Annotated in this window: 11 protein-coding genes and 1 riboswitch; of the genes, 6 read left to right on the forward strand and 5 right to left on the reverse strand. The window is 58.2% G+C overall.

The window, feature by feature from the left end; genetic code table 11:
- The first annotated feature begins 1 nt into the window (after position 1).
- Complete coding sequence (locus G518_RS0113685) at positions 2–1,279, forward strand: heme biosynthesis protein HemY (protein ID WP_028603027.1); 1,278 nt, start codon at positions 2–4, stop codon at positions 1,277–1,279.
- Positions 1,280–1,338: 59 nt separating this feature from the next.
- Here G518_RS0113685 and G518_RS0113690 read toward each other — a convergent pair whose 3' ends face one another.
- The 4 genes from G518_RS0113690 to G518_RS0113705 all read right to left on the reverse strand — a co-directional run bounded on the left by G518_RS0113690 (position 1,339) and on the right by G518_RS0113705 (position 7,993).
- Positions 1,339–1,911, reverse strand: coding sequence for a TMEM165/GDT1 family protein (locus G518_RS0113690; RefSeq protein ID WP_028603028.1), 573 nt, complete (start codon positions 1,909–1,911; stop codon positions 1,339–1,341).
- A 17-nt stretch (positions 1,912–1,928) separates the two neighbouring features.
- Positions 1,929–2,109: riboswitch (yybP-ykoY riboswitch) on the reverse strand.
- Positions 2,110–2,187: 78 nt separating this feature from the next.
- The gene (gene ahpF, locus G518_RS0113695) at positions 2,188–3,792 is read right to left on the reverse strand and encodes an alkyl hydroperoxide reductase subunit F (RefSeq protein ID WP_028603029.1); all 1,605 of its coding nucleotides are present in this window, start codon (positions 3,790–3,792) and stop codon (positions 2,188–2,190) included.
- A gap of 158 nt (positions 3,793–3,950) precedes the next feature.
- Positions 3,951–4,520, reverse strand: a complete 570-nt coding sequence (ahpC, locus tag G518_RS0113700) for an alkyl hydroperoxide reductase subunit C (protein WP_028603030.1) — start codon at positions 4,518–4,520, stop codon at positions 3,951–3,953.
- 443 nt (positions 4,521–4,963) lie between these two features.
- Complete coding sequence (locus tag G518_RS0113705; protein ID WP_028603031.1) at positions 4,964–7,993, reverse strand: Rne/Rng family ribonuclease; 3,030 nt, start codon at positions 7,991–7,993, stop codon at positions 4,964–4,966.
- A 736-nt stretch (positions 7,994–8,729) separates the two neighbouring features.
- Here G518_RS0113705 and G518_RS0113715 point away from each other — a divergent pair.
- The 5 genes from G518_RS0113715 to G518_RS0113735 all read left to right on the forward strand — a co-directional run bounded on the left by G518_RS0113715 (position 8,730) and on the right by G518_RS0113735 (position 12,542).
- Positions 8,730–9,728, forward strand: a complete 999-nt coding sequence (locus tag G518_RS0113715) for an RluA family pseudouridine synthase (RefSeq protein ID WP_051236632.1) — start codon at positions 8,730–8,732, stop codon at positions 9,726–9,728.
- Positions 9,703–10,368: an HAD family hydrolase gene (locus tag G518_RS0113720; protein WP_036594638.1), complete on the forward strand. Its 666-nt coding sequence runs from the start codon at positions 9,703–9,705 to the stop codon at positions 10,366–10,368. The genes G518_RS0113715 and G518_RS0113720 overlap by 26 nt, the downstream gene beginning before the upstream one ends.
- A gap of 50 nt (positions 10,369–10,418) precedes the next feature.
- Positions 10,419–10,796: a Rieske (2Fe-2S) protein gene (locus G518_RS0113725; protein WP_028603035.1), complete on the forward strand. Its 378-nt coding sequence runs from the start codon at positions 10,419–10,421 to the stop codon at positions 10,794–10,796.
- An 88-nt stretch (positions 10,797–10,884) separates the two neighbouring features.
- Positions 10,885–11,844: a S49 family peptidase gene (locus tag G518_RS0113730; RefSeq protein WP_028603036.1), complete on the forward strand. Its 960-nt coding sequence runs from the start codon at positions 10,885–10,887 to the stop codon at positions 11,842–11,844.
- 158 nt (positions 11,845–12,002) lie between these two features.
- Complete coding sequence (locus tag G518_RS0113735; RefSeq protein WP_028603037.1) at positions 12,003–12,542, forward strand: hypothetical protein; 540 nt, start codon at positions 12,003–12,005, stop codon at positions 12,540–12,542.
- A gap of 39 nt (positions 12,543–12,581) precedes the next feature.
- Here the strand turns inward: G518_RS0113735 and G518_RS0113740 are convergent, their stop codons facing one another.
- Positions 12,582–13,364 (reverse strand): SAM-dependent methyltransferase, encoded by a 783-nt coding sequence (locus tag G518_RS0113740; RefSeq protein ID WP_084651807.1) that lies wholly within the window; start codon positions 13,362–13,364, stop codon positions 12,582–12,584.
- Positions 13,365–13,375 lie beyond the last annotated feature (11 nt).

Raw genomic sequence — 13,375 nt, forward strand, 5'->3', positions numbered from 1 at the left:
TATGCGCGCAGCACTTTGGCTGGTAGGTTTGTTTGCGGCCGCCGTGGCTCTTGCCTTGTTTGCGGGCGACAACCAGGGAACAGTCACCATCTTCTGGCCTCCCCATCGCGTGGATTTGTCGGCCAATCTGGTGCTGGTTTGTCTGGTGCTGGTGTTTGTGCTGATCTACGCCGCTTTGCGTGCGCTTGCTGCCGTGCTGGAGCTGCCGCGTCAGGCGCGCCGTTGGCGAGCCCAGCAGCGCGAACGCGCCGCGAATGCACAGCTTCTGGACAGCATGGTTCAGCTCTCGGCGGGGCGTTACCTTCGTGCGCGTAAGGCGGCTGAAGACGCATTGGCCCGGGAGCAGTCCATGGCTTCATCTGGCGAGAGGTTACCTCAGGGTGCCACGGTGCGAGCACTCGCGCATCTCTCCGTAGCCGCAAGCGCCCATTCACTACAAGACCATGCTTTGCGGGATTCGCATCTGCAGCAGGCGCTGGAAGCCGCTGCGGGCGGCGCCGCGCCGCAGGAGTTGCGTGAAGGCATACTCATGCGTGCAGCGCGTTGGGCCTTGGATGACCATGACCCTTCCGCCTCGCTCAATTGGCTCGAAGGGCTTCCACAAGGCGCCAGCCGGCGCACGCTGGCCTTGCGCATCAAGCTCAAGGCTGCTCGCCAGGCGCGGCAAAGCTCCGCTGCACTGGAAACAGCGCGCTTGCTGGCCAAACACCGAGCCTTCTCGCCTGATGCCGCGCGCAGCCTGCTGCGCAGCTTGGCAAGCGAGTTGATAGACACAGCGCGCGATCCAGCTCAATTGAAAGCCATTTGGGCATCGCTGGACCCTAATGAGCGCGCCATGCCAGAACTTGCCCTGCGTGCTGCTCAGCGCATGATGACTCTGGGTGGTGAGAGTGGGGTCGTGCGTGAATGGCTGCAGCCCGTATGGGAGCAGATGTTGGCCTTACCTGAAGGTTTTGCTGAAGCTCACGGCGCGCGCCTGATTCGTGTGCTCGAAGCCGGGTTGGATCAGGATGAGCCGGGTGAGCGAGACTGGCTCGCCCGCATCGAAGCCGCGCAGCAGGCCAATCCCCGCGATCCCACCTTGCAATACCTCGCTGGCATGGCATGCCTGCAGCGGCAATTGTGGGGTCGAGCCCATTTGCTGTTGTCCCAGGCGGCACGCCAGTTGCGTGACGGAGATCTACGCCGTAGCGCCTGGCGCGCGCTTGCTGAATTGGCGGAACAAAAAGGCGATGTGGCGGCAGCTTCGGATGCTTGGAAGCGTGCAGCCCAGGGGTGATCAACGGGCGTCGCGTTGAACCGACGCTCGATGATCCTGCGCATTTGCTGCCTCAGCTGTTAGAAGAAATTGCCCACGTTCAGGAGCGTGAGCACGCCAAGAACAGCAAAGATGGCGGCAGCCACAGAGTGAACCAGCTTCATTGACACCTTCTGAGCAATTTTGTCTCCCAGAAAAACAGCCGGCACGTTGGCTAGCATCATGCCCAGCGTGGTTCCCACGACAACCTGCACCAGTTCTGGGTAGCGTGCAGCCAGGGCCACAGTGGCGATCTGGGTCTTATCTCCCATTTCAGCCAGGAAGAAGGTAACCACGGTGGTACCGAAGGCACCGTAAGCGTGCTTCGTTGTCGTTGAGTCGTCATCAATCTTGTCCGGAATCAACATCCAGACGGCCATGGCCAGAAAAGAGACCCCAATGATCCAGCGCATAAGGTCTGGTCCTAGCGCCTGCGCTACCCAGCCGCCTACAGCCCCCGCAACGGCATGATTGACCACGGTAGCGACGAAGATGCCCGCCACAATTTGCCAGGGTTTACGAAATGTTGCGGCCAGAATGATCGCAAGCAATTGGGTTTTATCGCCCATTTCTCCCAGCGCCACGACGCCGAGTGATACGAAGAATGCTTCCATGATGTGGGAATTTTTATAGGGGCCGGACAGACACAAGACCACACCACTTCTCCGGCCCAAATCCGGAAGCGGTATGGTCAAAGGTCTTGCCAGGCAAGAGGCAGATGCCTCAAGCTGCGCGCGCCATGGCCAATCAGCCAAGTATGTTGACGCGAGCTCCTGCATTGCGCAGGACAGCTACTCCCCAATGACGAGTGCAACCATTATATCGAAGGCTAGAAAACCAAAAAAAAGCCCGCTACTAGAGCGGGCTCGGAAACAGGAGGGCTGCTGACTTCAGGCGGCCACGGCTTCCTTGTTTTCCTCCGACGCGGCTTCGGGTTCCGGTGTCCGGATGAGGTAGTCGAATGCGCTCAGTGCTGCGGTTGAGCCCGCACCGGCAGCCACTACGATCTGCTTGTACGGCACCGTAGTGCAATCGCCTGCAGCGAATACGCCCGGCACGTTGGTAGCGCCTCGCGCATCGACCACGATCTCACCAAACTTGCTGCGCTCCACGGTAGTGCCTAGCCATTCGGTGTTGGGCACCAAGCCGATCTGCACAAAAACACCTTCCAGATCAACACTGGCATCCGTTCCGTCACCACGGTTCTTGAACTTCAGACCATTGACCTTGCCACTCGCACCGGTGATTTCGGTGGTTTGGGCATTGGTGTGTACCGTTACGTTCGGCAAGCTTTTGAGCTTCTTGATCAAGACGGCATCGGCTTTCATTTCAGGCATGAATTCGATCACCGTCACGTGTTTGACCAAGCCGGCCAGGTCAATGGCTGCCTCTACGCCTGAGTTTCCGCCGCCAATGACGGCCACGTCTTTGCCTTTGAACAAGGGGCCATCGCAGTGGGGGCAGTAGGCCACACCCTTGGTTTTGTACTCTTGTTCACCTGGCACATTGACGTTGCGCCAGCGCGCGCCAGTTGCCAGAATGACGGTGCGGCTTTTAAGCGTGCCACCATTGTCCAGCGTGACTGTGATCAGACCGCCAGGAACTGCAGCCGGCGTCACCGCAGCCACGCGCTGCGTGTTCATGATGTCAACCTCATAGCCGCGCACGTGCTGTTCCAGGGCTGCCGCGTATGCCGGGCCATTGGTTTCCGGGATGCCTGGGTAGTTGGCAATCTCCATCGTGTCATTGACCTGCCCGCCGAAGCGCTCGCTCACCACACCTGTACGGATGCCCTTGCGCGAAGCGTAGATCGCTGCAGCCGCGCCTGCTGGGCCGCCACCGATGATCAGCACTTCATAAGGAGCCTTGGCACTCAGCTTTTCAGCGTCGCGTTTGGCGGCGCCCGTGTCGACCTTCTGAACGATTTCTTCCACACTCATCCGGCCGTTCGCAAAGAACTCGCCATTGAGGAAAACCGTGGGAACGCCCATGATTTCGCGTTCTTCGATCTCGTTCTGGTAGAGACCCCCATCAATGATCGTCACATTGATGCGCGGGTTGTAGATGGCCATCAGTGAGAGTGCCTGCACCACATCTGGGCAGTTGTGGCAAGACAGGCTCATGTAGATCTCGAACGTGAGATCAGCATCCAGAGCCTTGATTTGCTCAAGCGTATCGGCTTCAACTTTCGGCGGATGGCCGCCTGTCCAGAGCAGGGCCAGGATGAGTGAAGTGAATTCGTGGCCCATAGGGATGGCCGCAAAGCGAAGCTTGGTGTCAGTGCCTTTGCGCTGCAAAGTGAACGAAGGCTTGCGTGCGTCATTGCCATCGGTGCGCAGGCTGATCATGTCCGGGCGAGCGGCCACGATTTCTTCCAGCAGCTCGCGCATTTCAGTGGCTTTTTCGCTGCTATTCAGGGAGGCCACCATCTCGAACGGTTCTTTCACGCGCTCGAGATAGGCGGTCAGTTGTTGCTTGATGTCGTCGTCCAACATGGTGATGGCTCCTTGCTTGGTTGCTGGCAATACCTTAACTGGTGCTGCCAGGCAGAATTTTGAGTAAATAAAAAGCCGAACGGCGGGGCATGCGATCCCCGTCGCGTTCGGCTGTCATGCGCTGGCTGTGAGGCCGACGCGAAGGCGGGGAAATCCGCTTAGATCTTGCCGACCAGGTCGATGGAAGGCTTCAGAGTTTTTTCGCCTTCTTTCCACTTGGCAGGGCACACTTCGCCTGGATGGGCAGCGGTGTACTGAGCAGCCTTCAGCTTGCGCACGGTCTCTTTCACGTCACGGGCGATTTCGTTGGAATGCACTTCCATGGTTTTGATCGTGCCGCTAGGATCGATCACGAAAGTGCCGCGCAGTGCCAGACCTTCTTCAGGAATATGCACGTCGAAAGCGTTGGTCAGTGCGTGAGTTGGATCGCCCACCAGGAAGAATTTGGCTTTGCCCACGGCATCGCTGGTCTCATGCCACACTTTGTGCGAGAAATGCGTGTCGGTGGTGACGATGTAGACCTCGGCGTTGGCCTTTTGGAAGTCAGCGTAGTTGTCAGCAGCGTCTTCGATCTCTGTAGGGCAGTTGAACGTGAAAGCGGCTGGCATGAAAATCACGACAGACCAGTTTTTACCGTTCGACAGAGTCTGCTCGGTAACTTCTTCAAATTGGCCGTTATGGAAAGCCTGTGTCTTGAAAGGCTGAACTTTGGTATTGATAAGGGACATGTTTTCTCCTTGAGTTAGTGATGAGTGAGGAAATGATTTGGCGATGGATGAATTATAGGCGTAGGCTATTGAATTCTTGATTCATTTTGCCTAACCTATCATTAGTCTGTGGCTATGGAGCTGATAGAACCCACCCCATGAGAGGCATGGCCAACGCAAAGCCAGACGACACGCATTCGCTTCCATCAGCTTACATCAGAACCATGGCAGGGGCGGGACGCTACTGTTATTTAGCCGTTTCGTTTGTTGCTGCAACTATGCCGCTCGGTCCAGGGGAGTGAAGAATCGATCAAGTGCGAATGCCAATTAAATGGCCTCCACGCCCCCGTTTCGCCAGGCCTGCTGCCCCATGACGGGCTTTTCTTTTTTCGGACGGCCTGGGGCAATAAAAAAGCCGGGCCCTGTCGGGCCCGGCTTTGGACGCTACTATTTTACAGGAGCTATCAGTGCGTTTGCTGTTCGAAAGGCAGCTTCATCTCACGCAGGTCTTTGCGCGTTTCCACCAGAACCAGCGGGCCGTCGTTGATTTCAACCAACTCAGGACGCGTGCGTGGCACGTGGATGGGGCGCGGCTCGGCGTTGATGCTTGCCTGCACAGCGGCTACCTTGTCAGCATCCGAATTCACCCATTGCAAGCCTGCATCATTGGCCACTCGGACTAAGTCAGGCAGTGACAGTGTGAAAGGCTGCACTTTTGGCAGGCCAACCGGGCTGGAAACCGAAGCGCTTGGAGTAGAAGCCGCTGCGGGAGCTGGCTCCCGTACGGCAGGTGCCGGTACAGGTGCTGCCGCAGGTGCAACTGCAGCCGTGGCTACAGGTGCCGCTACCGGCGCTGCAACAGGTGCTGGTGCAACCGCAGGGGCTGCAATCTGCTCCGTAGATGGCGCTGAGGCAACGACTGCCCGTGCCGGCGTTTCAGCTTCGGACGCGCCATTGGCACGGTCGAAGTATGAACGTCCTGCGGGATGAGCCACTGCGGCTTCAGGCACCATTTCAGGTGCGCTGAATTCGGCTTCGCCGTTTTGTTGCTCAGCACGCTGCTCGGAGTTGCGTTCTGGGCGGTCCTTGCGGTCACGCCCATAACGATCCCTCGACCTGCGTTCGCGGCGTTCTTCGCCTTGTGCGCCGTTGGCGTTTTCCGGTGTTTCAGGCGCTTCGGTGCCCAAGACCCTTACTTCTGCGTTCTCAGTCGATTGCTCTGAACGAGGTTCAGCGGAGCGCTCACTGCGCTCACCGCGCTCGCGGCGATTGCCTTCACCGCGTTCGCCTCTGCCGCGTCGATTTTCGTTGCGCTCACCACGCTCACCGCGTTCAGGACGCGACGGCTGTGCCGCGTCTTGCGTGTTGGCTATTTCGGAAGGCGCGTTGTTACCGGCATCGGGGGCGCCGAGGGCATCGCGTCTCTCGCGTGAGCCTTGGCGATCGCCACGCTCACCGCGTTCTCCGCGTTCGCCACGTTCGCCACGTTCAGCGCCGCCGCGGCGGCTTCCGTCGCGACCGGCGTTTCGGCTTTCGCCCTGAACTTCCCCGCGAGGTTCGTTGCGACGAGCTTCGCCATTTTCGCTGCGACGACCTTCTCCGTTGCTGGAGCGGCCTTCGCCGTTACTGGAGCGACCCTCGCCGCGTCCGCGTCCACCGCGGCTACCACGGCGTTCGCCATCACGGCCACCGCGCGATTCACGCTTCTCTTCAGGTGCTGGAACGGCCGGAGCAGGTGCCACGACAGGTGCCGGTGGAGGAGCCACGCCGAACAGATTTTTCAGCCAACCCACCAGACCAGCAGGCGCTGGTGTTGGTACGGGTGTGACTGCTACAGCAGGCGGAGCGGCCGCTTTGACCGGCTCGGGCTTGGGCACCGCCTGAGGGGCTGGCGCATCTGGCAGAACGCCTTTGATGACCGGTGTCTGCCGGTTTGTGGGTTCCTGGCTGCGACGGGTGACGGTAGTGGGGTCCTCGAACTCCTCTGCCATCTTGTAGCTGGCATCGACGTCGTCCAGACGAGGATCGTCGTGCTTCAAGCGGTCGAGCTTGTAGTGCGGCGTCTCCAGGGTCTTGTTGGGCACGAGCGTGACGTTCACGCGCTGTTTCAGCTCGATCTTGGCGATCTCAGGGCGTTTCTCGTTCAGCAGGAAGCTGGCGACTTCCACGGGCACCTGCACGTTGACAGCTGCCGTGTTGTCCTTCATCGATTCTTCTTGAATGATGCGCAGGATCTGCAACGCGCTGCTCTCTGTATCGCGTACATGGCCGGAGCCACCGCAGCGAGGGCAGGGGATGGAGGCGCCTTCGGAGAGCGCTGGCTTCAGGCGCTGACGGCTCATTTCAAGCAGACCAAACTTGCTGATGCTGCCGAACTGAACACGTGCGCGGTCTTGCCGCAGCGCATCGCGCAAGCGATTTTCAACCTCACGGCGATTCTTCGCCTCTTCCATGTCGATGAAATCGATCACGATCAGGCCGCCCAGATCGCGCAAACGCATCTGGCGCGCCACTTCATCGGCGGCTTCCAGGTTGGTGCGGGTAGCGGTTTCCTCGATGTCGCCGCCTTTGATGGCACGGGCCGAGTTGACGTCAATGGCGACCAGCGCTTCAGCGTGATCGATCACGATCGCGCCGCCGGAGGGCAACTGAACCGTACGGCTATAGGCCGATTCGATCTGATGCTCAATCTGGAAACGCGAGAATAGCGGCGCGTTGTCGCGATAGCGCTTCACGCGGGCCGCGTGCTCGGGCATCACGTGGCTCATGAATTGGTGCGCTTGATCGTACACGTCGTCGGTGTCGATCAGGATGTCGCCAATGTCGTTGTTGAAATAGTCGCGAATGGCGCGAATCACCAAGTTGCTTTCCTGGTAAATCAGGTAAGCGCCTTTCCCACCTGTGGAAGCGCCGTCGATGGCTTCCCACAGTTTGAGGAGGTAATTCAGGTCCCACTGCAGTTCAGGTGCAGTCCGGCCTATCCCTGCCGTGCGGGCGATGATGCTCATACCCTTGGGGTATTCGAGCTGATCCATGGCCTCTTTCAGCTCAGCGCGGTCATCGCCTTCGATGCGACGGCTCACGCCACCGCCGCGAGGGTTATTTGGCATCAACACCACGTAGCGGCCGGCCAGGCTCACAAAAGTGGTCAGCGCGGCACCTTTGTTGCCACGCTCTTCTTTTTCCACCTGGACCAGCAGTTCCTGGCCTTCCCGGATGACGTCGTTGATGCGCGCCTGGCTGACTGACACGCCCTCTGCGAAGTACTGGCGGGAGATTTCCTTGAATGGCAGGAAGCCGTGGCGTTCCTCGCCGTAATCCACGAAGCAAGCTTCCAGCGAAGGCTCCACTCGTGTCACAACCGCCTTGTAGATGTTGCCCTTGCGCTGCTCGCGCCCTTCAACTTCGATTTCGTAGTCGAGCAGTTTTTGCCCGTCAACTATGGCCAACCGGCGCTCTTCGGCCTGCGTGGCATTGATCAGCATCCGCTTCATGATGCGTTCCTTTTCGTTATCTATCACGTTCGTGTGCCCTGTTGGGGGCACAACGATGCCTAGGCATTCGCAGTGAAACGAAAGGAACTGCCGGGGCGCTCGGGCAGCCGCGGGTGCGCTGTTTGTCAGCGACCGAGTGGCGGTTTATCGAGCGGGGGCGCGTGGAAGAAAGCGGTGGCGCAAGGCCTTGTTGCGACTCGGTATGCAGCTTGACGCCCATGCTTCACGCCGACAAGCACTTTGCTTGCCTTGCAGGGCGTGAACAAAAACCCGCGCCATTCGGCGGGCGGCAGCATCATAGACACGACGTAAGTCTCGCTTCGATCCGGCTGTGCAGAAGGCTTACTGAGAAGCAATCTGCACGCCTTGGGTATTCCGTATTCATGTTTCATCGCGTCGGCCCGTCTTGCGCTTTTCTTGGCGTAGCTGCCGCGGCGTTTGGCTCGGGGCAGGGCGCTTTCTTGTGCAAGGGCGGCATCGACCTGTACTGGCATGAGCCAGGGAGCCTTTGCAAAAATCCGATCGATTCGTGCAGAAGCTCCCTAGGTGTTCTGTGGCTTTAAACTCCCGGATAGGGAATTCACTTCCATTTTCAGACATGACCTGCGCGCATAAGGCTCCAACGAGGCGCTGTTCCAGTGGAATCGGCCTCTGTGCATTCCCGTTCGCGTAAGTCCTATCAAATTCAACCCCTTACAGCTGGTTGCCAGTGAACAGAATTATAAGTGTCAAAGACATGGCAAACGCGTCCCAGGGAAAACCCGAGGTAGGTTGGCTGACCGTAGATACCGAGAGCGCTGGCCAGCGCCTGGACAATTTCCTGATCCGCCATCTCAAAGGCGTGCCTAAAACCCATGTGTATCGCATCATTCGCTCGGGCGAAGTGCGTGTGAACAAGGGGCGGGCCGGCGCTGATACCAGGGTAGAGGCGGGCGACACTGTGCGCGTACCGCCGGTACGCGTTTCAGATCGAATAGCCGAAAAAGCTGAAAGACCAGGGCCGGCACGGGAGTTTCCGGTCCTCCTGGAAGATGAGCACCTGATGGCCATTGACAAACCCTCCGGGGTGGCAGTGCATGGTGGATCCGGGGTGAGCTTTGGCGTGATTGAGCAATTGCGCAGCTCCCGGCACTATGGAGAAGTGGGCGGAGCTCGGTTTCTGGAGCTCGTACACAGGCTGGATAGAGAAACCAGCGGTATCTTGCTGATTGCCAAGCGGCGCAGCGCGCTGAAGCATCTGCAGGAGCAGTTTCGCGAGCGCGAGACAGGTAAAACCTACCTGGCGCTGGTATTGGGCGACTGGCCTGCCAACCTGAAGGTCATTGATGTGCCGTTGCACAAATACCTGATCGAAGGTGGAAAGAGCGATGGCGAGCGCCGAGTCAAGGTGGTGTCCAAAGACGACCCGGACGGCATGCGGGCCATCACGCTGGTGAAGGTGCGCGAGCGTCTGCCAGGGTTCTCGCTGCTTGAAGTCACGATCAAGACCGGGCGCACCCATCAGATTCGTGTGCACCTGCAGTCGGCCGGACACCCTATCGCGGGTGATGATAAATACGGCGACTTTGATCGCAACAAAGCTTTGCAAAAGCAGAGCCTCAAGCGCATGTTTCTGCACGCTTGGCGTTTACAGTTCTCACATCCGGTCAGTGGGGAACGCGTAGAGTTGTTAGCCCCTTTGCCGCCAGAACTTCAAACCTTCATAAATCATGTCCAGCCGCCCGCGCCAATTTGATCTCATTGCCTTTGACTGGGATGGAACGTTATTCGATTCCACCGCGATCATCGTGCGCTGCATCCAGCAAGCTGCGGTGGACGTAGGCGCTGCGAGGCCGAGCGACGAAGCCGCCGCCTACGTGATTGGCATGGCGCTGGCACCTGCGCTGGCGCATGCCGCGCCTGATGTGCCCCCGGAGAAGTACCCTGAACTGGGGGCTCGCTATCGTCATCATTACATTGCGCAGCAAAATGTGATAACCCTGTTCCCAGGAGTCCTTCCCATGTTGGCAGAGTTGAAGGCGCGTCACCATTGGTTGACGGTCGCAACCGGTAAAAGCCGTAGAGGGCTGGATGATGTTTTGCACTCCCGCCAACTGGAGGGGGTGTTTGATGGCTCCCGTACGGCCGATGAAACTGCCGGTAAGCCAGACCCCCGCATGCTGCACGAGCTAATGCGTGAATTTGGCGTAGAGCCTGAGCGCACCCTGATGATTGGTGACACCACTCACGATCTTCAAATGGCACGCAATGCGGGTTGCGCCAGTGTGGGCGTCAGTTACGGCGCCCACGAGCCCACCGATTTTGAAGCTCTTGGCCCGCGCTTTGTTGCCCATACCGTGGCCGAACTGCATCAGTGGTTGTCTGAGCATGCTTAAAGCGCACGAAAGTTGTCTTTCGCGCTCTCACAAATCAATAGTGCCCTCACATGGTTGACGAAGACTCCCAAGCAATACCCCTGTGCAATAGCGCGGATCTGCAAGAAGGCGGTCTGGCTGTGTCTTTTGATCTCATTTACGGAGGGCAGACTTCTCGCGCTTTCGCCATTCGTTTCGAGGGCGGGGTCCATGCTTACCTGAATCGATGCACGCATGTGGCGATGGAGATGGATTATCAGGAAGGCAAATTCTTCGATGACAGCGGTCAATGGCTGCTTTGCGCCTCCCACGGTGCCGCCTACGCTCCGGACTCTGGCGAATGTGCGGGCGGGCCGTGCCGGGGCGGATTGGTGAAAATTGAACTATCGGAGCGAGACAACGTGGTGTGTTGGCATACTTCGTACCTGCTCAAACCCCTTGTGTTTTAAGTCATCGCGAATTTTCGTTGTCAACTTAAGAGCGTCGTGCTCTTGGATTAGGCAACGTTGAGCCTGCGGGAAAGTCAAGTCATTAGTCATGGAAAGTGAAGTCGCGGTGAAATCTGAAGCCAGTTCCTGGGAACGTGAGGCCATTGAAAAGCTCTTGCTAGCCGATGTTCGAGAACGAAGGGCTGCGCGCCGGTGGCGCATGTTCAAAGGGCTGGTGTGGATGTTGTTGTTCGGTGCTCTGATCTGGGTGGTGGCATCCAATCGCTTACCCAACACCGCTCCCACCGGTCCTCACACTGCTCTGGTCAATATCAAGGGAGAGATATCCGACGGCGGAGAGGCCAGTGCGGAAAACGTGTTGTCCGCCATGCGTGGTGCATTGGAGGATGAAGGTTCCAAGGCCTTGGTTCTCCTGATCAACTCACCCGGCGGAAGCCCCGTGCAGGCCGGCATGATCAATGATGAAATCACGCGCCTTCGCAAACTGCATAACAAGCCAATCTACGCTGTGGTTGAAGAAACCTGCGCCTCCGCAGCCTACTATATTGCTGCGGCTGCTGACCGCATTTACGTCGATAAAGCCAGCATCGTGGGCAGCATTGGCGTATTGATGGATGGTTTCGGGTTTGTGGGCACCATGGAAAAACTCGGCGTGGAACGCCGGCTTCTGACCGCCGGAGAAAACAAAGGCTTTCTTGACCCGTTCAGTCCGCAATCTGAAGAGCAGAAAAAATATGCCCTGGTCATGCTGGAGCGGATTCACAAGCAGTTCATCTCCGCGGTCAAGAAGGGGCGCGGCGATCGCTTGAAGGAAACCCCTGAAACATTCAGCGGCTTGTTTTGGACCGGTGAGCAGGCGGTAGACATGGGTTTGGCCGACAGCCTTGGAAGCCTGGATTCAGTGGCTCGAGATGTGGTGAAGGCCGAAAAATTGGTGGACTACTCCAACACAGAAAATATTGCCGAGCGCCTCGCCAAGCGCTTTGGTGCCGCTATAGGGCAGGGCGCTGCTGGAGCCGCATTGCATACGCTTCCAAAGCTGCGGTAAGCGCATTCACAGCTGGAGATCCTGTTGACGATTTGTCCTGAGATCCAGGAAAATTTGTAAACACGATCTTGCATATTATGATTCCGGGTTGAATTTTCCGCGCTTACATCCCGCAGCGTCGGCAAAAGTAAAAATCAAAAAATAGAAAGGTTCTACAAGTGCGCCATGGTTTCTGGAAAGCGGCTTTGCCGCTGGCGATCATTGCTTCGGTCGCCGCCCCGGCCGCAGCGCAGGGAAACAAGGCCGAGGGACCTGCTTCGGCATTGTCTGGCTGGACCTTTAGCGTTGCTCCCTACACCTATCACTTCAACCGAGCCAAGAAAGAGAACGACTTCGAGCCCGATGTCCCACATTCCTACGTGTGGCTACTGACGGCTGAAAAGCGGCTCAGCGAACGCAACTTCGCTGGTTTTGCATGGTTCAGCAATTCGTTTGGCCAGCCCACGCAGTATCTCTACTACGGATGGCGCTTTGAGCCCTTGTCGTCCGCGCCAAAGCTATTCCTCAAGGTGACCGCAGGTGTGATCCATGGCTACAAAGAGCCGTTTCACAAGAAAATCCCGTTCAACTCGCGAAGCGGTTGGGGCGTCACCGCGATTCCGGCCGTCGGCTGGCAGTTCACGCCTGAGATGGCCGCACAAGTCAACGTGCTGGGTACCGCAGGCTTGATGTTCCAGTTCAACTACACCTTTAAATAGGCGCATTCATAGGCGCGGTCGAAGAGCTGGAAAACTACTTTAAGGCCCGATAGCAAAGACGCAGGGCAGCTTCAAGGATGTTTCCGCATCCATGGCTGCCGCGCCAGCCCGTTTCCATTGGCGGGCAGTGAGCATCCGGATCCTGGCGCTTTCCAGGGTCAGGCCGCCTGCCACGGCAAGGCGCGTATCTTCCCGAAGTGTGCTCACCAGAGCCTGTAGCAGAGCTTGGTTGCGATAGGGCGTTTCAATGAAAAGCTGCGTTTGGCCGGATTTCCAGGCAAGGGCTTCCAACTCCCTTATGCGTTGCGCGCGCGCTGCTGCGTCCTGCGGCAGGTAGCCTACGAAGGCAAAATTTTGCCCATTTAAACCGCTCGCGGCCAAAGCCAGCAAGATAGAGACCGGTCCAACCAGCGGCACCACCTCTATATCCAGTTCGTGGGCTGCGCGCACGACAGACCCTCCGGGATCAGCCACACCCGGCATACCCGCTTCGCTGACCAGGCCGATGTCCATTCCGCTGAGCGCGGGCGCGAGCAGTGGACGTGCATCGAATTGGGTCCCCGCGCCTGCGTGGTCTCCCTTTTTATGTACTTCTCGCGGGAGTTCGGTGATCTGCAGGTTTTGGATGGGCTGCGCCAGTGGAGTGAGCACATTCACCCGCTTGAGGAAGGCGCGCGTAGATTTGGCGTTTTCACTGATCCATTGGTTCAGGATCGCCGCGCGCTTGATTGTCCCAAGAGGCAACACCTCATCGACGGCCGTCTGCTGCTCGCAGCCATGATCCAGTGGTACGGGTACGAGGTAAAGCTTGCCTTTTTGCATGGGTTTTGAGC

Source organism: Ottowia thiooxydans DSM 14619 (genome assembly GCF_000422885.1).
In the GTDB taxonomy this organism is placed as follows: Bacteria; Pseudomonadota; Gammaproteobacteria; order Burkholderiales; family Burkholderiaceae_C; genus Ottowia; species Ottowia thiooxydans.

Excerpts from the sequence above, each read along its gene's own strand:
- G518_RS0113685 (WP_028603027.1), top strand. The coding sequence starts at position 2 with ATGCGCGCAGCACTTTGGCTGGTAGGTTTGTTTGCGGCCGCCGTGGCT.
- G518_RS0113690 (WP_028603028.1), bottom strand. The coding sequence starts at position 1,911 with ATGGAAGCATTCTTCGTATCACTCGGCGTCGTGGCGCTGGGAGAAATG.
- ahpF (WP_028603029.1), bottom strand. The coding sequence starts at position 3,792 with ATGTTGGACGACGACATCAAGCAACAACTGACCGCCTATCTCGAGCGC.
- ahpC (WP_028603030.1), bottom strand. The coding sequence starts at position 4,520 with ATGTCCCTTATCAATACCAAAGTTCAGCCTTTCAAGACACAGGCTTTC.
- G518_RS0113705 (WP_028603031.1), bottom strand. The coding sequence starts at position 7,993 with ATGAAGCGGATGCTGATCAATGCCACGCAGGCCGAAGAGCGCCGGTTG.
- G518_RS0113715 (WP_051236632.1), top strand. The coding sequence starts at position 8,730 with ATGGCAAACGCGTCCCAGGGAAAACCCGAGGTAGGTTGGCTGACCGTA.
- G518_RS0113720 (WP_036594638.1), top strand. The coding sequence starts at position 9,703 with ATGTCCAGCCGCCCGCGCCAATTTGATCTCATTGCCTTTGACTGGGAT.
- G518_RS0113725 (WP_028603035.1), top strand. The coding sequence starts at position 10,419 with ATGGTTGACGAAGACTCCCAAGCAATACCCCTGTGCAATAGCGCGGAT.
- G518_RS0113730 (WP_028603036.1), top strand. The coding sequence starts at position 10,885 with ATGGAAAGTGAAGTCGCGGTGAAATCTGAAGCCAGTTCCTGGGAACGT.
- G518_RS0113740 (WP_084651807.1), bottom strand. The coding sequence starts at position 13,364 with ATGCAAAAAGGCAAGCTTTACCTCGTACCCGTACCACTGGATCATGGC.